At 61.5% G+C, this 23,531-nt stretch carries 21 protein-coding genes, 1 tRNA gene and 1 pseudogene; 5 read left to right on the top strand and 18 right to left on the bottom strand.

The features are described from left to right. Position 1 precedes the first annotated feature (1 nt). Positions 2-1,273: an MFS transporter gene (locus E4633_RS14280; RefSeq protein WP_135871126.1), complete on the bottom strand. Its 1,272-nt coding sequence runs from the start codon at positions 1,271-1,273 to the stop codon at positions 2-4. Between the two features lie 9 nt (positions 1,274-1,282). After that, entirely contained in the window at positions 1,283-1,759 is a 477-nt protein-coding gene (locus E4633_RS14275; RefSeq protein ID WP_135871124.1) for a MarR family winged helix-turn-helix transcriptional regulator, read from the bottom strand. A 262-nt stretch (positions 1,760-2,021) separates the two neighbouring features. Between E4633_RS14275 and E4633_RS14270 the strand changes: the two genes are divergently transcribed. Beyond that, positions 2,022-4,247 carry a thioredoxin domain-containing protein gene (locus E4633_RS14270; protein ID WP_135871122.1) on the top strand — a complete coding sequence of 742 codons (2,226 nt, stop codon included), beginning with the start codon at positions 2,022-2,024 and terminating at the stop codon, positions 4,245-4,247. A gap of 1 nt (position 4,248) precedes the next feature. Here the strand turns inward: E4633_RS14270 and E4633_RS14265 are convergent, their stop codons facing one another. The 9 genes from E4633_RS14265 to E4633_RS14225 form a co-directional block, all read right to left on the bottom strand. Further along, positions 4,249-4,641, bottom strand: coding sequence for an HIT family protein (locus tag E4633_RS14265; protein WP_135871120.1), 393 nt, complete (start codon positions 4,639-4,641; stop codon positions 4,249-4,251). 28 nt (positions 4,642-4,669) lie between these two features. Beyond that, positions 4,670-5,056: a DUF6982 domain-containing protein gene (locus E4633_RS14260; RefSeq protein ID WP_135871118.1), complete on the bottom strand. Its 387-nt coding sequence runs from the start codon at positions 5,054-5,056 to the stop codon at positions 4,670-4,672. A 134-nt stretch (positions 5,057-5,190) separates the two neighbouring features. Further along, positions 5,191-5,757: an HPP family protein gene (locus E4633_RS14255; RefSeq protein ID WP_135871116.1), complete on the bottom strand. Its 567-nt coding sequence runs from the start codon at positions 5,755-5,757 to the stop codon at positions 5,191-5,193. Positions 5,758-5,826: 69 nt separating this feature from the next. Further along, entirely contained in the window at positions 5,827-7,278 is a 1,452-nt protein-coding gene (locus E4633_RS14250; RefSeq protein ID WP_135871114.1) for an ammonia-forming cytochrome c nitrite reductase subunit c552, read from the bottom strand. A gap of 176 nt (positions 7,279-7,454) precedes the next feature. Further along, on the bottom strand, positions 7,455-8,762 hold the full coding sequence (locus tag E4633_RS14245) for a sigma-54 interaction domain-containing protein (protein WP_135871623.1): 1,308 nt from the start codon (positions 8,760-8,762) through the stop codon (positions 7,455-7,457). Positions 8,763-8,938: 176 nt separating this feature from the next. Beyond that, complete coding sequence (locus E4633_RS14240; protein WP_135871112.1) at positions 8,939-10,426, bottom strand: ATP-binding protein; 1,488 nt, start codon at positions 10,424-10,426, stop codon at positions 8,939-8,941. Positions 10,427-10,604: 178 nt separating this feature from the next. Then, a complete protein-coding gene (locus E4633_RS14235) occupies positions 10,605-11,153 on the bottom strand; it encodes a hypothetical protein (protein WP_135871110.1) in 549 nt (182 codons plus the stop codon). A gap of 64 nt (positions 11,154-11,217) precedes the next feature. Further along, positions 11,218-12,432, bottom strand: coding sequence for a tetratricopeptide repeat protein (locus tag E4633_RS14230; RefSeq protein ID WP_135871108.1), 1,215 nt, complete (start codon positions 12,430-12,432; stop codon positions 11,218-11,220). A 506-nt stretch (positions 12,433-12,938) separates the two neighbouring features. Further along, positions 12,939-13,589: a hypothetical protein gene (locus E4633_RS14225; RefSeq protein WP_135871106.1), complete on the bottom strand. Its 651-nt coding sequence runs from the start codon at positions 13,587-13,589 to the stop codon at positions 12,939-12,941. Positions 13,590-13,780: 191 nt separating this feature from the next. Here E4633_RS14225 and E4633_RS14220 point away from each other — a divergent pair, with 191 nt between their 5' ends. Next, a complete protein-coding gene (locus tag E4633_RS14220) occupies positions 13,781-16,720 on the top strand; it encodes a tetratricopeptide repeat protein (RefSeq protein ID WP_135871104.1) in 2,940 nt (979 codons plus the stop codon). 2 nt (positions 16,721-16,722) lie between these two features. On the opposite strand, the pseudogene E4633_RS14215 reads toward E4633_RS14220, so the two are convergent. After that, a pseudogene (locus tag E4633_RS14215) lies at positions 16,723-16,854 on the bottom strand (PhnA domain-containing protein); the annotation flags it as partial. A gap of 119 nt (positions 16,855-16,973) precedes the next feature. On the opposite strand from E4633_RS14215, the gene E4633_RS14210 reads away from it, so the two are divergent. Continuing rightward, positions 16,974-17,234 (top strand): PilZ domain-containing protein, encoded by a 261-nt coding sequence (locus E4633_RS14210; protein WP_135871102.1) that lies wholly within the window; start codon positions 16,974-16,976, stop codon positions 17,232-17,234. 141 nt (positions 17,235-17,375) lie between these two features. On the opposite strand, the gene E4633_RS14205 is transcribed toward E4633_RS14210, so the two are convergent. The 4 genes from E4633_RS14205 to E4633_RS14190 all read right to left on the bottom strand — a co-directional run bounded on the left by E4633_RS14205 (position 17,376) and on the right by E4633_RS14190 (position 19,064). Next, positions 17,376-17,714 carry a zinc ribbon domain-containing protein YjdM gene (locus tag E4633_RS14205; RefSeq protein ID WP_135871100.1) on the bottom strand — a complete coding sequence of 113 codons (339 nt, stop codon included), beginning with the start codon at positions 17,712-17,714 and terminating at the stop codon, positions 17,376-17,378. A gap of 81 nt (positions 17,715-17,795) precedes the next feature. Then, positions 17,796-17,870 (bottom strand) — tRNA-Gly (locus E4633_RS14200). 146 nt (positions 17,871-18,016) lie between these two features. Beyond that, complete coding sequence (locus tag E4633_RS14195; protein WP_135871098.1) at positions 18,017-18,394, bottom strand: response regulator; 378 nt, start codon at positions 18,392-18,394, stop codon at positions 18,017-18,019. Positions 18,395-18,524: 130 nt separating this feature from the next. Beyond that, the gene (locus E4633_RS14190; protein WP_135871097.1) at positions 18,525-19,064 is read right to left on the bottom strand and encodes a class I SAM-dependent methyltransferase; all 540 of its coding nucleotides are present in this window, start codon (positions 19,062-19,064) and stop codon (positions 18,525-18,527) included. 440 nt (positions 19,065-19,504) lie between these two features. Here E4633_RS14190 and E4633_RS14185 point away from each other — a divergent pair, with 440 nt between their 5' ends. Together E4633_RS14185 and E4633_RS14180 are read left to right on the top strand one after the other, a co-directional pair. Continuing rightward, positions 19,505-19,738, top strand: coding sequence for a ribbon-helix-helix protein, CopG family (locus tag E4633_RS14185; protein WP_246038141.1), 234 nt, complete (start codon positions 19,505-19,507; stop codon positions 19,736-19,738). 41 nt (positions 19,739-19,779) lie between these two features. After that, entirely contained in the window at positions 19,780-20,745 is a 966-nt protein-coding gene (locus tag E4633_RS14180; protein ID WP_135871093.1) for a Tim44 domain-containing protein, read from the top strand. Positions 20,746-21,054: 309 nt separating this feature from the next. Here the strand turns inward: E4633_RS14180 and E4633_RS14175 are convergent, their stop codons facing one another. Both E4633_RS14175 and E4633_RS14170 read right to left on the bottom strand, forming a co-directional pair. Continuing rightward, positions 21,055-23,157, bottom strand: a complete 2,103-nt coding sequence (locus E4633_RS14175; protein WP_135871091.1) for a chemotaxis protein CheA — start codon at positions 23,155-23,157, stop codon at positions 21,055-21,057. After that, positions 23,154-23,516, bottom strand: a complete 363-nt coding sequence (locus E4633_RS14170) for an STAS domain-containing protein (RefSeq protein WP_135871089.1) — start codon at positions 23,514-23,516, stop codon at positions 23,154-23,156. The genes E4633_RS14175 and E4633_RS14170 overlap by 4 nt, the downstream gene beginning before the upstream one ends. Positions 23,517-23,531 lie beyond the last annotated feature (15 nt).

Genomic DNA, 23,531 nt, shown 5'->3' with positions numbered 1-23,531 from the left:
GTCAGGCTGCCTCGGGAGCGAGCCGGGGCAGCCTCCTCCCGTTGATCCTCAGGACGAGCCCCGCCGCCATCAGGCAGATCACCCCCGACAGCAGGAAGGCAACCATGTAGTCGCCCAGATAGGTGCGCACCGTGCCGGCGAAGGTAGCGGCGAGGGCGGCTCCCACCTGGTGGCTCGCGAAGATCCATCCGAACATCACCCCGACGTTCTCCCTGCCGAAGGATTCGGCGGTGAGGCGCACCGTGGGCGGCACGGTGGCGATCCAGTCAAGCCCGTAAAAGATGGCAAAGGCGGAGAGGCTCCACTGCGGCCCGGATAGCGCGAAGGGAAGCCCCAGAAGCGAGAGTCCGCGCAACCCGTAGTACCAGCAGAGGAGGTAGCGGCTGTTGTAGCGGTCGGAGAGCCACCCGGAAAGGGTGGTGCCGAACAGGTCCAGTATCCCCATGAAGGCCAAGAGTCCAGCGGCGGCGACCTCAGGGATGCCGTGGTCGACGCAGGCGGGAACGAGGTGCGTGCCGATGAGGCCGTTGGTGCTCGCGCCGCACACGAAGAAACTCCCGGCGAGGAGCCAGAAGTCGGTGCTGCGGATGCCGCGCTGCAAGCCTCCCATGGCTATCCGGAACGGGTTTTCCCCCGGGTCGTGTTGCGCGGGAGCCGCCTCCTCCTCCGCGCCGTAGCGTGAGACCCCTACCTCGTGCGGGTGGTTGCGCATGATGAAAAGCACCAGGGGGAAGACCACGAGGGCCGCGGCGGCGGTGGCAAAGGCCGCGGAACGCCAGCCGTGGTGGTGCGACAGCCGAGCTAAAAGCGGCAGAAAGAGGAGCTGTCCGGTCGCGGAACTCGCTGTCAGCACCCCGAGCACCGTCCCCTGGGACTTGTGAAACCAACGGTTCACCACGGTGGCGCTCAGGCTGTAGGCGGTCATCCCGGCCCCGCACCCGACCAGCACGCCCCAGATCAGCACCATGTGCCACGGGCGCGTCATCAGCGTCGTGGCGCTCACCCCGACGGCGAGGAGAAAGAGGGCAACGGCCATGGTCCGGCGCACCCCGATCCTGTCAAAGAAGGCGGCGGCGAAGGGTCCCATCAGCCCGTACAGAAGCAGGTTCACGGAGACGGCCAGCGAGATGGTCGCCCTTGACCAGCCGAACTCGTGCTCGAGAGGGACGATGAGGATCCCCGGCGTGGACCTGATCCCCGCCGTGACGAGCAGGGTCAGGAAGGTCACCCCCATGATGAGCCAGGCGTAGTGAAATTTTCGCGTTTCGGCCATATCTCCCCCCTACCCGGCCTCGCCGGGCTCATCGCCTGCCGCATCGTCCCCGGCACTTCCCTCCAGAGCAAGCGCCAGTGCGCCCAGTTGCCGCACCCCCTCGACGCCGAGCTTTTCCTCGATCAGTTGCTGCGCCTGCAGCCAGTACGGCTGAGCCTTGGCCACCGCGGCACGCCCGGTTTCACTGAGGCTCACCCCGCGCTCCCTCGGGTCCGGCGAAGGAGCCCCCTCGACGAAGCCCGCCTGTTCCAGCGCCTTGAGGTTGCGGACCAGCGTGGTCCTGTCGAGCGTGAGCATCCTGGCCAGGGCGCTCACGCTCACCGCACCCGAGCGCGACAGGTTGGCCAGTACCGAATACTGGGTCACCTTGAGCCCGGCAGGCTGCAGGGCATCGTCGTAGATCCTCGTGATGGCGCGCGAGGCGCGGCGCAGGTTGACGCAGCTGCAGACGCTCGCCCTGTCACTCGCACGTCTATTCTCTTTCATGGCTCTCTCCTTGCCGCACTTACCGCATGCGTGCATATACACGCATATATCATCGGTGCGAAAGCGAAGTCAAGCTCTCTTCTTCCGGCGAAAGCCGCTATCGCCTCGCGGGGCCGTGAGAGCTCTTCTTCTTTGCGGCGCCCCCCCGCCACCGGGTGAAAACATGGTACAGTTAAACCCTTTGCGGCCTTGTCAAGGGGTGCGCCGCAACCGGTAGCGATATCCATAGACTCATTGCCCTATTCAGCACGGAGAAGAGATCATGTCGACCCTGGCCGATCATTACCAGCCGCTTCCCGGAACCGAGGAACTCCCTACCCCACCGCTCGAGGCCATCGAACTGCTGCGCCTGCGCCGGGCCACATCGTACCGCCCGCGCACCCGTCACCTGCTTCCCGGCGGCTGGGCGAGGTACACGAACCGTCTCTTCCTGGAGACGAGTCCCTACCTCTTGCAGCACGCCCACAACCCGGTCAACTGGTTTCCCTGGGGAGACGAGCCCTTCGAACTGGCGCGGCGGCTGAACCGGCCGGTGCTGGTCAGTATCGGCTATGCGACCTGTCACTGGTGCCACGTCATGGAAGAGCTCTCTTTCGAGGACGAGGCCATTGCGGCATACCTGAACCGCAACTTCATCGCCATCAAGGTGGACCGCGAGGAGCGCCCCGACGTGGACACGGTTTACATGACCGCTGTGCACGCCATGGGTCTGCAAGGGGGATGGCCGCTCAACGTCTTCACGGCCCCCGACCGCCGCCCCTTCTACGGCGGCACCTACTTCCCCCCCGACGACTACCCCGGCGGGCTCGGCTTTATGACCCTCTTGCGCCGGATCAGGGAGAGTTTCGACGCCGCGCCGGACCGGGTCGCCCGCGCCGGCATCCAGCTCACCGAGGCGATCAGGAACATGCTCGCCCCCCCGGAAGGGGAGCCCTCCCGGCAGGAACTATCCCTCGAGCGGGCGGTGACGCTCTACCGGGACCGTTTCGACGAACGAAGCGGCGGGCTGACCGGCGCCCCCAAGTTCCCTAGCTCGCTGCCGCTGCGGCTTTTGCTGCGCCACTATCGAAACAGCGGCGACAAAAGCTTTCTCGCCATGGTCGAGCTGACCTTGAAGCGCATGGCCGCCGGCGGCATCTGCGATCAGGCCGGCGGCGGCTTTCACCGCTACGCCACGGACACGGCGTGGCAGGTGCCGCACTTCGAGAAGATGCTCTACGACAACGCCCTCCTTACCTTAAGCTACCTCGAGGGATACCAGGCGACCGGAGATGCCGCCTTCGCCGCCGTGGCGCGGGACATCCTGCACTACCTGGAACGCGACATGCTCGCCCCCGGCGGCGCCTTTTACAGCGCGACCGACGCGGACAGTCTGAACGCCGACGGGCACCGGGAGGAAGGGGCGTATTTCACCTGGACCCCGGACGAGCTGGAGGAAAGCCTGGGCGAAGAGCGCGCCCTCCTCGCTGCATACTGCTTCGGGGTGACCGCGGGGGGGAACTTCGAAGGGCGCAGCATCCTGCATCGGGACAAGGAGCTCCCGGAACTCGCCAGGGAGTTGAAGATTCCCGAGAAGGAGCTCGCGTTGACGCTTGCCGATTGCCGGGAGGCGCTTTACCGCGCACGCAACAAGCGGCCGCTCCCCCTGCGGGACGAGAAGATCCTCGCCTCCTGGAACGGGCTCGCAATCTCCGCCTTCGCGCGCGGCGGCCTGCTCCTGGATACCCCGGAACTGGTCCGGAGCGCCGAAAAGGGGGCAGGGTTCGTACTCGAGCGGATGACCGGCAACGGCCGGCTGAGCCACAGCTATCAGGAAGGAGAGGCGAAAGGTGAAGGGTTCCTCGACGACTACGCCTTTTTCATCGCGGCGCTCATCGACCTCTTCGAAGCGGGGGGGAGCCCGCGCTGGATCGAGCAGGCGCTCGAGCTCACGGCAACGGTGCGGGAGGATTTCGAGGACAGGGAGCGCGGGGGCTTCTACATGACCGGCCCGCGCCACGAGGCCCTCATCTCAAGGGAGAAACCGGCGTACGACGGGGTCGTCCCCTCGGGAAACTCGGTCATGGTGATGAACCTCCTGCGGTTGCACACCATGACCGGCAACGACGCCTTGCTCCAAGGGGCGCGCCGCGCGTTGGAGGCCTTCGCGACGCAGCTCGAGAATGCGCCGACCGCCCTTTCCGAGATGCTGCTCGCCGTGGACTATCTGCGGCAAGCGCCCAAGGAAATCGTGATCGTGGCACCGCGGGAAAGGCCCGAGGCCGCAGCCCCATTGCTGGCTGCGCTCAGGCGCGCCTTTGTCCCGAACCGGGTGGCTATCGTCGTATGCGAGGGGGAAGAGTTCGAGCGGGCGGCGCAGCTCGTGCCGCTTCTGGAGGGAAAGAAGGCGCAAGGGGATCAGGCGGTGGCGTATCTATGCGAGAACCGTAGCTGCCGCCGTCCCACGAACGACCCAGAAGAGTTCTACCGGCAACTCGCCAAAGGCTAGGTCACCCCTTCTTCCAGTAGGGCGCCTTGACCGGCATGATCCAGCGCACCCCGCCCCTTGGGTCCTCGGTGTCCCCGAGGTACCTCGGGATAAGGTGGATGTGCAGATGCATCACGGTCTGCCCGGCCGCGACGCCGTCGTTGATGCCGACGTTGAAGGCATCCGGGCTCCGATTGGCGATCAGGTGCTCGCGAACCCGCCCAAGCAGCTCCCAAAGGGCCGCCTGCTCTTCCCCCGTCACCTCGAAAAACGAGCCGACATGCCGTCTGGGTACGACGAGGGCGTGCCCCGGAGTCACCGGGAAACGGTCGTAGAAGGCGACGGCATGGTCGTTCTCGAGAAGGATCTCGTCGGGGTCGAGGCTGCAGAAGGGACAGGCGTTTTTTTCGGGCATAGTCGTGATTGAAAAAAGGGAGCGATCTTTAGATGAACTCGATGTTGCTGGCAGCCTGGGTGATCACGAACACCTTCTCGTTGTTGCTGTCCGGATCGCAGGGAAAGACGATGAAGGTCGCCCGCGCCGGCGAAAAACCCTGGGTGTAGCCGATGAGCGTCTCGCCGTCCTTGAAGGAGACCCGAATCTTCTTCCCCATGCCGACCCGTTCCACGTCCAGCCGCTCCTGGTACTCCGACTTCCCTTCGAAGCTCTTGACGAAGAAGATCGCCTTCAGCGCCCCCACGTTGATTTCGTGCCGTTTCCCGCTTCCCGATTCGGTCAGGTGAAAAAGCTCCTTGTTGGCGGCCAGGTCCTCGGTAGTCCCCTTGGCCAGCCTGCCGTCGGCATAACGAACCACGATCTTAGCTATCACTTCGGATTCTCCTTCCTCTGCGGCAACTGTCGGAATTCACATTAAAACATGGTCGGTAATCCTACTACCATAAAATTCGAATAATTTGAAGAAGTTTTGAAACAGGCCGCCACGGCTCCCCGACGGTCACCGCACTACAGCCAGTGACGCGGGTAGGAGCGGTGGTAAACGACGTTGTTGGTGAGACAGGCGACCGCGAGCAGGATCAACACCCCGGTGAGCACCGGGAGAATGACGAAACCGAAACCGGCCGCGCCCTGCACGCCGATGAGTGCGGTGGCGCCTCCGGGGGGGTGCGTCGTGTGGGTGAGGTTCATGAGGAAAATGGAGATCCCCACCGCGAGCGCCATGGTAAGCGGTGTCGAGCCCAAGAGGGCGACCACGCCCACCGCAACCAGCGCGGAGAGGAGATGTCCCCCCACCAGGTTGCGCGGCTGCGCGAGCGGCGATTCGGTGGCCCCGAAGAGGAGTACGGCCGAGGCACCGAGCGAACCGATGAGGAGCGGGTGGCCGAGGAGTCTCGTCACCTCGGCGATGGCCAAGAGCCCTGCGGAGGAGCTGACGAAACTCCAGAAGGCGTAGCGCAGCGTCATCGGCGCCCGGATGCCCCGGATCGGCGCGCGACATCTCCTTGGGACCCTTGCCAGTCTCTTGCGGATGGCAACGTTTCGGCGCATCACCACCGAGAGGCGTCGTTTCATGAAATGTTTTCCTCCTGAAGGGAATAAAAAAAGGGGCAGGGGTTTCCCCCTGCCCCCGGGCAGTGCGGGTTATTTACCCGCGAAAGGGTCCTTGATCTCGTTCTCGGGCTTGAACATGAGCTTCTTCACGCCACGGTTGTTGACGTACTTGGTAAGTTCCAGGTCGACCTTGGCCGGCACGTCCACACCGGCCTTCGCGAGCATCTCCCTCAACAACTTATCGGCGGCGGCCGCGTGCGTCGAGGCGTCCGCCAGCACACGCTGCGCCTCGGACGGGTTGTGGAAGCCGATCGAGTTCTCTGCGCCGATGAAGATCACGCGGTAGAGCGCCTCCTCGTAGTGGTCCTTCGCCTCGGCGTAAAGGTTCTTGTCCGGGGTCTTGCCGAAGGACTGCGCCTTGTTCGCCATCTCGAAGAGTTTCGCCACGGTCGCGGTGGCGTAGCCTGCCCGGATGTACTGCGACATGACCTTGTCCTGGATGGCGTAGACCTTCTCACGCATCTTTTCTGGCGACTCCTCGTGGCACTGCTTGCAGGCCTTCAGGTCGTTCTTCAGGGGGCTCATGATGCGGTGGTCGGAGACCTTCTGCCCGTTCACCTCGCTCGAGGGCATGTGACAGTCGGCGCAGGTCACACCCGCCTGCCAGTGCACGCTGTTGTTGGAGAAGAGCTCGAACTCGGGGTGGCGGATGAAGGCGAGCTTGAAGCCGGTGACGCTCTGGGTCCACTCGCCGCTGGGCTTATTGCTCCTCAACTTCTTGATGATGTTCTCGATGGTGATGCCGCCCCACTTGCTCCCGTCCCAGGGGAAGAAGACGTCGGTCGACTTCATGTGCTCATCCTTCGGGATGCTGTAGGTGACGTGGCACTGGGCGCAAGCCAGGGTACGCAGATCCTGCTGGGTGAGCTTGGACTGGTCCACACCGAGCTTCTCAAGCCCCTTGCCGAGGGTGAAGCCGCGGGAGATCTTGAGGGTCATGGTGCGGTTGTCGTGACAGTCGATGCAGGAAACGCCGAGGGTCTGGTTCTCCTTGGGGATCTTGCCGCGAATTTCCTGGTAGGGTTTCGCAAAGTAATCCCTGCCGAGCTGCCCTGCGAGCGCCGGGGCGTAGGGGGTCTTGCAGGTGAGGCAGGAGCCGCCCGCCTTGTAGCGGCCCGGGTCGACCTCGAGCTGGTCCTGTACCATGTAATAATGGCCGCGCGGCTCCTTGTACTCGGAACCAAAGGCCCAGCCGTTGTAAAGGAGCGCGAGGAACGGGTACTCGTCAAGCTTGTCCGGGTTCTCCTCCCCCACGTCCCACCCCTTCTTGTACCTGCTCTTCCCTGCCGGGGTCGGCTCGGAGGTCTGTTTCCAGAGCTGGTACTGTTTCGGGTAGAGCTTGCCCCACTCGGCCGGATCGACGGCGCCGTCGGCGATCGCCGGGCGTGCATCGGTGACGTCGACCTTCTTCGCTGAACAGCCGAATCCGGCCAGTGCCAGTCCCGCAACTGCCGTGACGACACATCCTCGCAGCATCTTCATTACGTTCTCCTGTCGTTGTGATTTTCCCCCGGCAGCGCCGCCGCAGGAGGGTAACGGATACGGTGATAAGAGCAGCGAACGTGCCAAACGGCACGTTCGCGTAACATACGGATGTAGCGTTGGATGCGCGGCGAGGGCCCCGGTCGGGGCGTGGCGGGGGGGTAACGCGGCGTTACCTAACGGTAACGCTTCATCTTCTTCCAGAGGGTCTTGCGGGAGATCCCCAAAAGCCGGGCAGCCTCGGTGCGGCTGTCACCCGCCGCCGCAAGCGCCTGCTCAATCAGCTCGGCCTCCCGATCGTCCATGCGCTCGGCGAGCAGCGATCCCTTTTCCGCCCGGGATGGATGCTGAGTTCCCGCCGCCGCACTCCCCCTCAACTCGGGAGGAAGGTCGTCGACGCCGAGGGTATCGCCGCCGCAAAGGGCGGTGGCCCGTTCCATGGCGTTCTTCAGCTCCCTCACATTGCCCGGGTAGCGGTGCGCAAGCAGGACTTCCTTCGCCTCCCGGGAGAGCCTGAGCGCCGGGCGCCCCATCTCCCGGCCGAAACGTTTCAGGAAAAGCCCCGCCAGGGGGAGGATGTCCTCGAGCCGGTCGCGCAGCGGAGGGAGCTCGACCGGGATCACGTTCAGGCGGTAGAAGAGGTCCTCACGGAACTTGCCATCCGCCACGTCCTGGCGCAGGTCGCGGTTCGTGGCGGCCACGATGCGCACGTCCACCTGGATCTCCCGGCTCCCCCCTACCCTCTCCACCGTCCTCTCCTGCAGGACGCGCAAAAGCTTCGCCTGGGCGGCAAGCGGCAGCTCGCCGATCTCGTCCAGGAAAAGGGTGCCGCGGTGCGCCTGCTCGAACTTCCCCTTGCGCTCCCTGAGCGCACCGGTGAAGGCCCCCTTCTCGTAGCCGAAGAGTTCCGACTCGATCAGGCTCTCCGGGAGTGCTGCGCAGTTCACCTTGATCAGGGGCGCCCCGCTGCGCCTGCTTTTCGCATGCAGCTCGCGGGCGACGAGCTCCTTTCCCGTACCGCTCTCGCCGGTGATCAGGATGGTGGAATCAATGTGCGCCGTGGAGCGGATCATCTGGAAGACCGGCTGCATGACCGCGCTGCGGCCGATGAGCCCCCCGAAGGAGACCTCGCTCAAAAGCTGGTCGCGCAGCTCCGAGTTCTCCTCCTTCAGGTGCTCACGCTCGGTGATGTCGCGGCTCACCATGAGGGTCCCGACGAAGCGGTCCTCCCCGTCCCGGATCGGATAGTAGCTGTTCTCGAAGATGCGCCCCTTGATCTCCAGGGGACGCGTGTGGTAGGCGAGGGTACCGGCTCTCAGGCTCGCCAGGATGACGCCGATGCGGGTACGGGCGGGTGGCGGGTGTATGGAAAGAAGGTCGCGCCCGAGGAAGTTCGCGGCGTCGATGCCGCGGATCTGCTCGGCTGCCGCGTTGACGCAGACGATCGTGTTGGTGTGGTCGGCGAAGACGATCCCCTCGCCCATGCTGGTCAGGATCGCCCTGAAAATCCCCTCCGTGCCCCCTGCTGCATCTGCCACGCTGCCTCCTGTTACCTTTTGGTAACAGCGATAATAGCTTCGTGGCGCAGCGGCGCCTTGACCGAGGTCAAATCATGGGGATTTCTGCTCCGCAGGGGGCCGACCGTTTTTGTTAGGGCAAACTAGGGAAGTGAAAAATAGAAGGTGGCACCGAAACCCGGCTTCGCCTTGCAGTCGATCGTGCCGCCGTGGCGCTCTATGATCCGCTTGACGGTCGCGAGCCCGATGCCGGTCCCCTCAAACTGCTGCGCGTTTTCAAGACGCCGGAACGCCTCGAATGCCAGCGCGGCCTCGGCCTCGTCGAAACCGATGCCGTTGTCCCTGACAAAGAAAAAGGAGCCGTCGTCGCGCCGCTCGAGCCCGACCTCGATCCTCGCCTCCGGACACAACCCGGTGTACTTCCAGGCGTTCTCCATCAGGTTCTGCAAGACGACCCGCAAAAGTCCGGCATCGCCGCGCGCCATCAGCCCGTCGGCGATGACGAAAACCGCCTGCCGCCGCGGCTCGCGTGCCCTGAGCTCCGCCGCCATGTCTGCGGCAATGGCGGTGAGATCGACGTCGGCGGGGACGAGTTCGTTCCGCGCGATGCGCGCGAACCTGAGCAGCGACGTGATGAGCCCCTCCATTTTCGCCGTCGAGGCGAGGATCACGTCGGTGTAGGCCCGCCCTTCTTGGGCGTTTTCGGCAAAACTCTCCTTCAACAACTGGCAATACCCGGACACGGCGGTAAGCGGAGAGCGCAGGTCGTGCGAAACGGTGGAACAAAAGGCATCGAGATCGCGGTTCGCGGCGGCCAGTTCGCCGCTTCGGAAGGAGAGGTCGCGGTTCATTTCGATCAGGCGCCGCTGCGCCAGGTCGCGCTCGGCGATGGCCAGACGCAGTCTACTCGCCCCGAAGTGGATGCCGACCATGCCAAGGCCCCACAGCAGCAGGTAACTCGCGGCGTTCAGTTGGTAGGTCTTTTTGGCGATGTCCCACAAGGGGGTCATGGGAACCGCGACGCTCAGCCCGCCGCGTACCCCGCCCAACCGGCACCCCTGTTTCTGATGGCATCTAAGGCAGGCCCTTTCGGTCTTGAGCGGCCTCATCAGCCTCAGGTAGCTCCCCCCCGCCATGTGAACCACACTGCTCTCTTCCTCGGAGCCGCGCTCGAAGGCAAGCAGCGCGCCCCGCTCCCAGTCATCGGCGCGGTTTTCAGGACGAAGCGGGGTGAGACTGGTGATGTGTCCCTTTACGCCGAACGAATCGGAGGCGAGATCGAACACCAGGCGGCTCATGTACGAGGGGTTTACCAGGGTGAGGTGGCGACCGGAGGTGGTGACCACGTCCCTCTCCGGGATCCCGGAAAGGTAGGGGTTCGGCTGGATACGGTCGCAAACCGGCACGTACACCGCACCGGAGGCGGCGTTCCAGTGCCGGTAGACCAGGTCGCGCTGAAAGTTGCTTCTGGCCTGGGTGCGCGCCGTTTCGGCGGCCTGCGACCTTTCATGGTGGTAGTTAAATACCAGGAGGGCCGCGATGACCAGGGTCCAGCCGGCCGCGAGTCCCCATGTGTAGATGGTCAACAGCTGAGGTGTCGTGAAGTGAGCCTGCCTCCGAGCATGGTCCATCCCCCCTCCTATCCGGCCACCCGCATCGGCCGCGGAAAAGTGTCAACGGTACAGCTTGTGGCAGGAAGCAGGGACATGCATTGACCAAAGTCAATAGAAGCACGTTAAAGATGGAGACCCTTGTGGAGTCAGGCCTCATTAGGGGAAAGCGCCGGGAGGGATCTTCCCTCCCGGTAAACTAGCGGCCTGCCACGGTGGAACGCGCCTTCATTACCTCGTCGCGGTCCTCGGCCGTAATGATGATAGTCGAGCAGCTCTTGTTGTGCTCGGTGACGGTGGTGTTGAAGGTGGCCCATTGCGCCTTCAGCTTTTCCACATCCTTGCGGGCCGCCTGCACCAGCTTGTTGTGCTCCATGCTCAGACGGTTGAAGGGGCCGACCTTGGAATCCTTTGCCTCGAGCAGCTTTTTTCTCTGTTCCTGAAGTGATGCGGAGCGCTTCGATACTTCCGCGAGCTGGGCCTTGTTCCGCGCGATGTCTTCCTCAAGCCCCTTGCGCAGCGCCTTGATCTTCGCTTCGGACTCAAGACACATTTTGTATTGCCCCCTCGTCGCGTCCACGGGGACACTGCTTGCGTCTTTGACCTCCTTGGCCGGCTCCTGCGCAAGCGTCGCACCATCCACCGACGCCACTTTCACCGCGGGAGTTTCCGCCGCCGCAGGCTCGGAAGCGAGCGCGGGGCGCACCAGAAGAGATACTGCCACAAGCGCGAACAGCAAGCGATACATCACACACCTCCTCGATATCATTACATTAAAAATTGATCGCGATGGTCTTTCGCTACCTAACGACCTAGTTTTGGGCCGGGGTTGCCTCCGCCTGGGCGAGCAACTCACGCGCCACTGCATCATCAGGGTCCAGCATCACCGCCATTTTAAGCAGCTCAAGCGCCTCTTCCCTGCGCCCCAGCTGCAAACAGGCCTGCCCGAAATCACGGCGCAGGTTCGGCAGGGTCGAGTTCAGCTGCAGAGCGGTCGCGTAGTGCTGTACCGCCTGCTCGTCGCCAAGGCTCGCCAGTAGGTTCGCCAGGGCAAGATGTGCTTCGGCGATGGAGGGGTTGGCCTCGATCGCCTTCTCATAGAGCGCGCGTACCACGGTAACGTCGCTGCCGAGCGCCCGCTCCGTAGAGGCGAGGCCGTAGTAGGCCGGTGCGAGCCTGTCGTTCAGCGCGAGGGCGTCCGAGAACATCTTCCGCGCCGTCTCCAACTCGTCCTTCAACAGGTAGACATAGCCCAGGTTCACCTTCACGAGCGGCGCCTCCGGGTCGAGCCTGAGGGCGGTGTTCAGATGCTCCATGGCCTCGTCGATACGGTCCGCACGGAGCAGTGCCGCACCATAGTTGCAATGGCAGTTCACGTGGGAAGGAACCAGCCTCACCGCCTGTTCGTAAAGTGGCAGGGCCTCGTCGTTGCGCCCGAGGTCCTGCAAGAGGACCGCGTAGGTGTAGAGAGCACCGAAGTGGTGCGGCGCGTGTTTGATGGCCTCTTTAAGTACCGCCTCGGCGTAGTCGTAGATGCGCAGGTCGTGCAGCGTGTCACCGAGCTTGTGCAGCATGTGCGCGTTGTCCGGCGCAAGGCCCACGGCGATCTCGAAGCACACGGCGCTTTCCTTTACGAACCCCTCCCTTTTCAGGAGATCGCCGAAAGAGACCAGCAGCGCGGTGACATCGCCCACCCGCACCGTGACGACGTCTTCGTGCAGCAGGTTGGCGAGTTCCATGGCGATGATGCGGGAGATGCTCTCGCCGGTCTCGGCGATGCGGGCGCTAAGGGCACGCAGCCCCTGCACGGCCTCTTCGACTGCGCCGCTGTCGGCCTTGGCGGCGGCCGTGAAGAAAAGGGCCAGGAAGTCGTTCGCGTCCCTTTCCGTCATGGCCTGGTACGAAGCCAGCGCGGGCTCCACCTCGCCGCGCACGTGCATCGCCAGCGTGGTGATGAAGTTGGCATCGACGACTTTCGTCGCGGTCTTATTATCTTGGTTTCCGAACATCCTGCTAAATATGCCCATGATTTTCCCCATGCTTGAGAAGGACAAGCCGCGCGTGAGTCTAATTGCGCCGCAAAGGTAAAGGATTCTTTACTCTTTGGCAAGAGTTTGATGCATTTCGGCGAGGTAAACGTCTCTTTTTCAGCCTGCTCAACGAGGAACGTGGATAGCCGCCCCCAGCGTTGTTTTAATGATAAAGACGGAAGTCAGCGGACAAAGACGCAGGTTAGTGGACAAAGATGCAGGTTAGTGGACAAAGATGCAGGTTAGTGGACAAAGACGCAGGTTAGTGGACAAAGACGCAGGTTAGTGGACAAAGATGCAGGTTAGTGGACAAAGACGCAGGTTAGTGGACAAAGATGCAGGTTAGTGGACAAAGATGCAGGTTAGTGGACAAAGACGCAGGTTAGTGGACAAAGATGCGGGTTGGTGGACAAAGACGCAGGTTAGTGGACAAAGACCTTTTCTCCCCCTCCCGGTAAGGGAGGGGGAACTTTGGGGATACGCCAGATGTTCTGATCCCGACGCTACTCGACCACGATGCTGATGGTGTTCGTCCAGTCGCCGGCTCCCGCCTTACCTACTAATCTCGCTCTGAGGGAGTACCTGGCTCCCTTCTTGAAGCTGTTGAGGACCCCTTCGAACTCGGTGAAACCGCCTTTGTACTGCCAGTTCTCTTCAATTGAGGGGTCCCCCTCGGTGCACCAGATCTCGCAGAACACCGCTCCTCTGGTAGGTGGCACTTTGAACTTGAGCTGCGTCGACGCCCCCTGCTCCACCAGCCAACCTGAAGGCTGCGCGGGGGGGTGCAAGGTACGGGCGGAGCCGGCACCCCGCGGTATTCTCAGCTCATACCCACTTTTCCTTAACGATTCTTCGTTCCCCTGGCAATGAGATTGGATATGGTGCCCCATGGTGTAGAGGATCCCATCGGTCTCTTTCCGGGTGGCATTACGCAGCTTGATCATACTACGGCTTTTGTCCCGGGCGCCCTCAAAGGCGATCTTGAGTTGATTGTATTTCTCCTCAAGTTTTTCTGGCGACCCGTGCTCGGGGAAAACCCCGAATTCCGGGTTCCCTTTGGTGGCTTGGATGATCACCCCAACTTTCAGCAGATACTTGGGGTCGGACAGGTGTTCGTAATTGAGGACGAGACTTGCTAACATGGCTGCTGTCATATTTGCCCTCCTTCGAGGTTGGTTGGTGGCGGCATCCCCTGGGGACACCATACTACATTAACAGCTTCACATTTCAACCCGACACAGTTGAACTGCCTCCTCCCCCCCGCCGATCGCTGCTTCCCACTTGCAGCCAGTCCCCTTTTACAATAAAATAAAATAGTTTTAATCTTGCACCGTAAGGGGGGGCCATGACCTGGGAGCTGCACGTCGCAGAGGCCGAGAATCTGCTTTCATCTTCGCGTTTACCTTCGTCAACGGAACTGATCAGCCTGATCAAGAGGGTGAACCCTACCCGCCTTCAGCTTCATGACGAGGACCGGAAACGAGGGTACCGCCTTAAGAACGCACTCCAGAATCTGTTGTTGGAAAATTACGGAGAAGCCTTCCACCTGGCCCCTCACCCCTGCGCACCGGACATCGTGCTGATAAAGCACAACACCCTTCCTTCTATCGACGCCTGTCATGCGGTAATGGGTGTCTTTTCTGAGAACGCCCTGCGTACGGTCGCCGTCCCCGAAGCGAAACCGCAGACGAAGCCCCCCCGGAAAGATAAAGTGACGGCAGAGACGCCCGCCTCCCCAATGGATGTAGTCAGGCAGGCGCAACGACTCCTCGATGAATTCGACTACTCGCAGGCGGAAAGGCTCCTTTGCGACATCCGGATAGAGAACAACCGGCACCTCCCCGCCCTCCTCAGGGCGGCGACGATGCTGTTGCAGGATATGGGGGCCTACACAGCCGCCATCCGGACACTGCTGGCGCAGCCCAGGGCTGTGTTGAGGGACACGGCGGTAAGGGAACTCATCGCCCTCGCCTACCACCGTAACGGCATGACCCAGGAGGCCCGTGCCCTCTTCGACGGCCTCCACGCCGTCGACCTCGGCAAGAATGCCCTTTGCGCCTACGCCGACATCTCCTTCAAGGACGGCAACCTCGCTCACGCATGGCATCTTCTGAAAGAGGCGGACGAAAAGGAAGGCTTCGTCGTCGACCACGCCGCCTTGATGAGCAGCGTCGAGACGGCGATGCGCCGGGAAGCGCAGCCCTGGGTGCAAAGGGCCGAGGAGGCGCTGACCCTGAACGACATGGAGCAGGCCGAGGCGCAGAGCCGTGAGGCACTAGGCCGGTGTCCCTCGCTGCAAAGGCCCCGCGAGATCATCGCCATGGCCGCCGCAAAAAGGGAGGCGGAGAAACTGGCCGCGCTCTGGCGGCGGTTGGAGATGAGCGAGCCCGGCCCGAAGAGGCTGGAGCTGTTGGAAACGCTGCAGGAACATGATACGAAGGCCCAAGAAAGGATCGCGGGTTTGATCGCGGCGGAAAAAGCGGCCATAAAGAGGTACCAGGTTGAGAGCAAGCTGGAAACGCTCCGCAAGGAAGCTGAGACGCGGAAATGGCAGGAATGCTACGACATCATCGAGTGGCTCTCCCGTCAGGACGATCACCCCGAAGCGTACCGCGAAGCCTGCGGCGTCTCGCCTTATTTCTCGGTCTTACACCAGAACAGGCGACTTCAGAAGGTTCCCGGAAAGAGCGCGCGGGAGGCCTGGCTCAGGTTCGTGGAGGCAAAGTCGGCGTTTGAGACGGGGGAACAGGCAGGATGTTTCGTGATCATGGAGGAGATCAGGGACTACTTCGGGCACTGTCCTGAATTCGCGGAGCCGTACCGCATGCTGCTTGGGCGCGAACAGGAAGCGGCGAGAAGCGAAATCGCACTGCTACTGGAACAGGCGCAAAGTGAAGATGCGGACGCGGTGCGGATCGGCACTATCTTCAACCGGATCAGAAAGAGGATGTCGGTTCTCCCCGAGGAGGAGCGAAACGGACACCTACAAACAATGCGGGAACGCCAGTCCCTGTTAGAGACGGAACCCGACGGGGATGAGCTGGTAAATGCATATGCGGTGTGCAGACTGTTCGGAAACGTACGGAGGGCCTCTTTACTGCGTGAACACATAGCCGACGAGACTTCGCTGAAAAAGGTGGAGGATGAAGTCGGGGAACTGTTTAAGATCGAGAGGAGCGGCTTGACTCTGAATTTTTCCAACGATATGCCGGTCGACCTGACGTCGGAACCGGCACTCGCCTACAGAGGATCCACGGACCGCCACATCTTTTTGACTGGATTGAAGTATTTCATCCTCGTCGACCTGCACGAGATGAGCGCCACGAGATTCGATTCGATCTACCTGACCGGGGGACATCTAGTCGATGCGCTTCCCGCGAAGGGCATTTTCCTATTCAGAGGCATTACTGAGACAAACTATGTCGTCCGTGCCGAGCTCACCGCTTCAAAATGGGCGATCACGGCGCTGTTCGACGTCTCAGAAGCCTTTTTGCTCGAAGAAGGGGCCACCGTTGTCGACATCTACTTAAGCAGCGATAGAGAGACCGACTACTACCTCAACATAAAGTACGAGGACGGCTCGAGACCAGGGAAAATGGGGCGGATGCGCGTGAGGAGCAGAAACGGCATGGCGGACACCGTGCAGATAAAAGACGAGCCCGTGATCTACAGTAAGCGCCTTTCCAGCGCACCGGACAGGTTCATCATAGGCGCAACAGACGAAACGAGAATCTGCACAAGAAACCTTACCTACGACTTCATCATGGGGATGACACCTGATATATGGGAGGTCGACGAAGAGAACAGGCACATCTACTACTTCTACAGTCACATGCTGAAGAGGGTGGACTTCAAGTTCGACGACTACACCGAATTCCCCGAATCGCCCGGTTGCTTCTTTTTCAAGATGAACCACAGAATCCTCGGGGTATCTCCGACCACGAACACCGTCATGATAGCTATCAAACAGAAAGCGGCGTTGTATGATTTCGGCACCAACGAGTTGTCTGCCCCCTTCCCATTCAGTGCAATCGTATCCACAAGGCCGGCAAGAAAGTGGTACTGCTTCGATTACAGCGAAGAGCGACGGGAATTGACACTCAAAGACGTGACGCGGGAGCTGCGCTCACTGCTAGCATGGAAGCCCCTCCCTCTCGGGGGAGGAAAGAAACGGACCGCGGAGGAAGTCCAGGAGGCGTACGGGATGCTTTACTTCGGGTATACCTGTGAAGATCCCCCCGAAGACGCTGAAGGTGAAACCGGGGCTTGCGATGAAGCGTCGTGACATCAGGCTTTCTTGACGCACTCGGACTTCAACTGCATGGCGCCGATGCCGTCGATCTTGCAGTCTATGTCGTGGTCGCCGTCGACGAGACGGATGTTGCGCACCTTGGTGCCGACCTCCCGACTGGACTGGCTGCACAAACGGTTACCACTATGGAACCTTGTAAAGTATCTTCCCCGCCGTACACTTTCCACGTAAAATAGTATCAGTTGACTCTAATGCCTTAGGTACATCTCAAATGAAGGAGGCGGCCGTGGACATAGAGAAAAGATCTTCTGCCAGACTTGCCTTTCGCGCGAAGGCATACATCCATTGGGATAATCACGATATTGAGGGGGAAGTGGAGAATGTCAGCGTTGATGGTGCCTTTGTGACGGCGGCGTCCAAGATGCACGTAAACGACGTGGTCGCGCTCACCATCAACGACACTCCCACCATCGGCATAAATGCGAAGGTGGTTAGGTTGACGAGCACGGGGATGGGATTGAGGTTTGAAAAGACGCTGCATTTTTAATAAGAGACACCGAGATCTAGAGATCTCGCTACGGCGCGTGGCCTCGGCAAGGAGGGGACAAACAAAGCCCCGGCGGCATGAGGTTCATGTAAGCAGGGGCTTTAGGTGGGACGCCAAGTTTGGTTGTAGTCGTGCCGGCGGTCAGGCCTTCTTCACGTACTCGGACTTCAACTGCATGGCGCCGATGCCGTCGATCTTGCAGTCTATGTCGTGGTCGCCGTCGACGAGACGGATGTTGCGCACCTTGGTGCCGACCTTAACCACGGAGGAGGAGCCCTTGATCTTCAGGTCCTTGATCACGGTGACCGAGTCGCCATCCTGGAGCACATTACCGAAGGCGTCACGGACCACGCTGTCGCTTTCCGCGCTCTCGGACTCGGCCTGGGGCCATTCGTTGCCGCACTCGGGGCAAACGTATAGCGCGCCGTCTTCATAGGTGTATGCGGAACTGCAGGATGGACATTTGGGCAGGGTTGTCATCGGAATCCTTTTGAAGCGTGAGATTTGGTGCGAAACGAAAAAACCCCGGAAGCCGTCGTGGCCACCGGGGTTTGAAATTTTTGGAGCGGGAAACGGGGTTCGAACCCGCGACTTCAACCTTGGCAAGGTTGCACTCTACCACTGAGTTATTCCCGCTCAACGAGAGACCGTTTTATAGCAAAACAGGCCTACCCAGTCAACCCAAAAAATCCGTCACGCGAGAATATTTTTGCAGCGGCGCGAAAAGCTACGAAAGCTCGTGGTTTTCGCGGTGCCGCTCCCATGGCCCTTCCGCACACTCCCTACTTTCCGGTGAGCACCTTGCGGATCGTTTCGTAGATTTCCTTGGGGACGAAGGGCTTCATCAGGTTCCCCTTCGCTCCCGCGTCCAGGGCGGCCTGTATATCGCTGTCGAAGTCGGAGGCGCTGGCGACGAGCACACGGGCGTTGGGGTCTATGGCGACCAGCTCCTTGGTGGCATCGATACCGTTTTTGTCTGGCATGTAGATGTCCATGATCACGATGTGCGGCCGCAGGGCTTTGTACTGCTGCAGCGCCTCGTCACCGGTCGCCGCTTCTCCGACCACGGTGAAGCCGATCTGCTCCAGCACGGCGCGCAGCACCTGACGGAAAAAAAGCTCGTCGTCCACGATAAGTATCCTGACGTCCTTTAAAGCCATGCACACCCCCGCTTGATGATCAACTGCCACATTCATTTAGCATGTTTCTACAGCAATTTCCACTTTGCAATGACAAAATATCCTCATGGCGCGCAGCTAAATAGCCGTTGCACGCTCCAAGTTCATGTGATCATCCGTGTCGATATACTGCGGCAAGGGCATGACTGCTGTAGTAATGACAGATCCTGCGGAAATTAAGAGGAACGAGCAACCGGTCAAGGTCGTCGCTGCAGTAGCTTTTCCTCTGGCCGTCGCATCCAGGATAATGGCGCAGCACGGACGTGCAGGGCGTCTCGTCGCTACTTCTGTTCACCTCGATGAGGAAAAACCCGCCGGGTTTCAGGTTGAGCACCACGTTTTCCAGGTACTGTCCCCTCTTCTCCCGGGTCGCGATGATGTTGAAGACGTAGGTCGAGAGTACCAGATCCACGCCGAGTTCCGTCTGCGGCAGGTCCCTGACGGACAGAAGCCCCGCGAGCCTGGACGACCCGGGATGCAGAGAAAGCGCCTTGATCTGTTCCGGGAGGTCCGCGGCATAAACCTGGAACCCCTGCTCCGCGAGGTAAATGGAGTTACGCAGAAGCCCCGCGCCGTAATCGAGGACCTTCCTGACCCCGGCGAGGGTGAAGAATCGCGCGTAGCGCATCACGCTGGTGGCGGCTCTGGTCATGTCCGGCTCCCTGTGAGGCAGTGTGGTCTGGATGCACGGGCTCGCGCCCGGGACAATTGTATAGCAAAAGAAGGAAAGATTAAGACACGCAAATGCGACTACCGCGTTTACGAAAATTGAAGAAATGGGTTGACACGGAAGCGGGGCGTTATTATTATCAGAGCCTGTAAAGGGGAGTAGCTATCGGCCGGAGAAATGGCCGACCTCTGGTTCGTCAAGACGGTGGCAACACCCGGACCTGAGGATAATCTTTCAAGAAAACAGCAAGACCTTTACCTGTAGCGAGTCAATCGCCATGGGTAAAGGTCTTTTTTTTTACCATGAACCGGCGCAGCGGTGCTGTAGCGGCGCCTCTTGAAACGGGCAAATACCCGTAAGGAGTGAAAAAAATGCACCTCGAACAAAAACAACAATACGCGACGGTAGCAAAAAGAAAAACGATGAGAAAGAAGAAGGAGACCCAGAAAAAGGGTACACCGGTCCTGAAAAACGTGGTATCGCTCAGGGTGAGCGATCAGGAGAAACGGCTGTTGGAGCGACTTACCAGGGCCACGTCCCTTAACGTGTCCGACCTCGTGCGCGAGGCGATAGGTTTCTGGCTCGCCAAGGGACGCGGGCGCTCCGGCACGACGAACAAGGGATCGCGCCCGGCCCTGGTGCTCGCCGGGAACTAGAACTGCACTTTCTGAAACAACCACCAAGGAGACAACACCAGATGAAACGACAATTCGCCAAAGCCTTCGCAGTATTCGCCGCAGTCCTCATGCTGAGCGCGACGGTGCTGGAGACCAGCGCCCATGCCCGCGCCGGCGGTGGGCGTTCCACGGGAAGCCGCGGTTCCCGCAGCTATTCCGCGCCCGCTTCCTCGTACCGGCAGTCCGCCCCTTCCCAGCAGCAGTACTCCCCCTCCCCCATGCCCGGCGGGATGCAGCAGCCTTCGGCAGGCGGAGGCTTTCTGCGCAGCATGGCGGGCGGCATCGCCGGCGGCCTTTTAGGCGGCATGCTCTTCAGGGGCATGGCCGGGGCCGGCGGCATGGGTTTCGGCGGCGGCGGGATCGGCCTCTTCGAAATCGTGCTTTTGGCCGGTATCGCCTACCTCATCTACCGCATGGTGAAAAGGCGCCGCAGCGAAACGCCGCTTGCCAGCGTGCCGGGCGGTTACGGGTACGATCGCCAGCAAGGGTACGGGGGGCAGGCCATCCCGGCCTCGTACCATGTCGAGGAGCCGGCACGTGACGACGTGCAGACCGGTCTCTCCCATCTGCGCCAGATGGACGCGGGCTTCGACGAGAACCGCTTCAAGGACCTTGTCATGGACAACTTCTTCAGGATCCAGGGGGGCTGGATGAACCGGGACCTGCAGACGCTCTCCCCGCTTTTGACGCCTGAGATGCAGGGGGGCTTCAAGGAGGACATCGAGCGGCTGTTGCGCGAAGGGCGTGTGAACCGGCTGGAAAACATCGCGGTGCGCAGCGTGGAAGTGGCCGAGGTGTGGCAGGAGGCGGGTCAGGATTACATCACCGCCCTCATCTACGCGAACCTCCTCGACTACACGACCGACGAAAACGGCACAGTGGTCGCCGGCAGCAAGACGGAGCCGGTGAAGTTCGAGGAGTACTGGACCTTCACGAGGCCGGTCGGCAACAACCCCTGGCGCCTCGGCGCGATAAACCAGAAATAGGACACCACTCCGGGTCCGAAAAGAAACGGGCGTCTTCTGCTGAAGGCGCCCGTTTCTCGTTTCATCGCGTTATTCTGCATCTGTCATTTATTCAAGGCAGCGTGCGATGGGTGCGGCAGCAGAGCTTGGATGGTCTGACCTAAGGCAAATCCCCCCTGCCCCCCCTTCGCGGAACGCTACGGGGGGCAGGCTCCCCCTTCGCAAAGGGGGGGACGTTAGGGCTCATGCAGTGCTTTGTAGGCAGCTGCGCTTTGCGTTCCCCAAGACTCTGAAGAATCATTTGCTCGTTTTCCCGGCTGGGTCTTGATTTCACCCTGCCTCTTCCGCGGCCTTCATGATGGCGGGGACGTCGAGGATGAGCGCGACGGAGCCGTCGCCCAGGATGGTCGCTCCGGACATCCCCACCACCTGCTGGTACATGCGCCCCAGTGACTTGATCACCGTCTGGTGTTCGCCAATCACCCAGTCGACGACCAGGCCGACCCTTTTTCCCTCCAGTTGGCAGATCACCACCTGCTGGATCGACGGTGCCTTCCCCTCGATGCGGAACATCTGCCTGAGCGGGACGTAAGGGACGATTCTCTCGCGCACGAGCAGTATGTCCCGGCCGGGATTCTGTTCCATCTCCTTTTCGGTAAGGAGGATGCACTCGTCCACCATGGAGAGCGGCATGACGAAGCGGTCCTTGCCTATCTGCACCAAGAGGCTCTCGATGATGGCCAGGGTGAGCGGGATCTTCAGGGTGATCGAGGTGCCGCGTCCGGGATCGCTCTTCACGTCGATGCTGCCGCGCAGCCCCTCGATCGCCTGCTTCACCACGTCCATGCCGACGCCGCGCCCGGAGACGCTGGTGACCTTGCTCGCCGTAGAGAAGCCGGGAGCGAAGATGAGCTGCCAGATCTCCCGGTCCGACATCTCGGCGTTCGCCGGGATGATCTTGCGCTCCACCGCCTTCGCCCTGATCGCGTCGACGTTCAGTCCGGCGCCGTCGTCGCGGATGGTGATGAGCACGCTGTCGCCGGAATGGAGCGCGGAGAGGTGGATGTTGCCGGTCCTCGGCTTCCCCTTCGCCTCCCGCTCGGCCGGGGTCTCCACGCCGTGGTCGATGCTGTTGCGGATGATGTGCACGAGCGGATCGTTCAGCTTCTCGATCACCGTCTTGTCCAGCTCGGTGTCGGCCCCCTCGGTGGTCATCTCGATCGTCTTGCCGAGTTCGCCGGAGAGATCGCGCACCAGACGTTTGAACTTCGAGAAGGTGGCGCCTATGGGGAGCATCCTGATGTCCAGCGCGTTGTCCCTCAGGTCGTTGGTGAGCCGCTCCACCTCCTCGGCCACCGAGACGAGCTCCGCGTGCTTCTTCAGTTCCTGGGCCACCATGGAGAGACGGGCCTGCACCGTGACCAGCTCGCCGACCAGGTTCACCAGGACGTCGAGCTTTTCAGCGCTTACCCGGATGCTCGAGGTGGCCTCCTGGGACTGGACCTGGGACTGGCGCTCCTGGCGCACCTCTTTCACGTGCTGCTGCTCGATCAGGGCAGAGTTGATCGCGGCCGCGTCGACGAGCCCCGCCTCGAGCGCCAGCTCCCCGATCCGCTTTTGTCTCCCGAGCAGCTCGTCCATCTGCCCGGGGGTGAGGTCGCCACGCTCGATGAGGATCTCACCCAGTTTCTTGTACGTCCCCTGTTCCTGCCTGGTGCCGTCGTCGATCACCGTTATGTTCAGCTCGCAGGAGTCCTCCACGAAGATGAAGACGTCCTCGATGGCGTTACGCCCCGCCGCTGTGGTGAGGATGATGTCCCAGAAGAGGTAGCAACGCTCCGGCTCCAGGCGGTCCAGGCTCTCCATGTTGCAGGTATGAGCCACGATGTTGCACGGCCCGAGTTCCTGCAGCTCGCGCAGCAGTGCAAGCGGGTTGCCGCCGGTTGAGAAGATCTCCGCCTCCGGCTTGAAACGGATCCGGTAGGTGACGAGCGCTTCCGGCGGGTCTTCCGCCCCATCCTCCTCGACCGGGTCCGCGTCCTGGCTCTCGACCGGCGCTGGGACCATGGCCCGAAAGCGCGCGATAACCTCCTCGTTGAGCGCCGGGTCGGCCGCAACGCCGCTTTCCGACGCCTCTAGCATGGCGAGGATGCGGTCACGCGCGGCGAGGCTCAGGTCGACGAGTTCCCTGCTCACCGCCAGCGCCCCGTTCCTGACCAGGTCGTAGACCGTCTCCACGTTGTGGGTGAACGAGGCGATGTCGTCAAAACCGAACATGGCACCCGAACCCTTGATGGTGTGCATGGTCCTGAAGACGCGGCCGACGATGGCCAGGTCCTCCGGGTTCTCTTCCATCTCCAGCAGCGCCTCTTCGAGATCGGCAAGAAGCTCCCGCGCCTCGTCCTTGAACGCCTGGGCAAAATCGTCGCTCATCGGGTCACCCTCTCGTTCTGCTCTAGCCAGATGCAGGTTCCCTCGGCATCCACTACGCACCCCTTGAGCCGGTACATCCCCGCGGTCCGCGCCACCTCGACCAGCGACTCGCTCTCCTGTTTCATCTTAAAGCCCGTACCGCGTTCCACGGAGGTACGGTGGCAACTGCACAAAAGCTGCAAGCCGGTGGCGTCGATCTCGGTCACCCCGGCCAAGGAAAGCTCTACATCGCGGCCGGGCGCGAACGCCTCAAGGAAACGCTCCTTCAGTTCGGCCGCGTTCGCCACCGTCATCGCACCTTGCACCGCTACCAGGGTGCGGTCCTTCTTTTTGGTGATTTTCACGAGCTGAGCGCCCATGCTCGCATCCTCCTT

Source organism: Geomonas terrae (genome assembly GCF_004791675.1).
GTDB classification, from domain to species: Bacteria; Desulfobacterota; Desulfuromonadia; order Geobacterales; family Geobacteraceae; genus Geomonas; species Geomonas edaphica.
The sequence above is the reverse complement of the archived record's forward strand: the minus strand, read 5'-3'. Positions and strand labels throughout refer to the sequence as shown.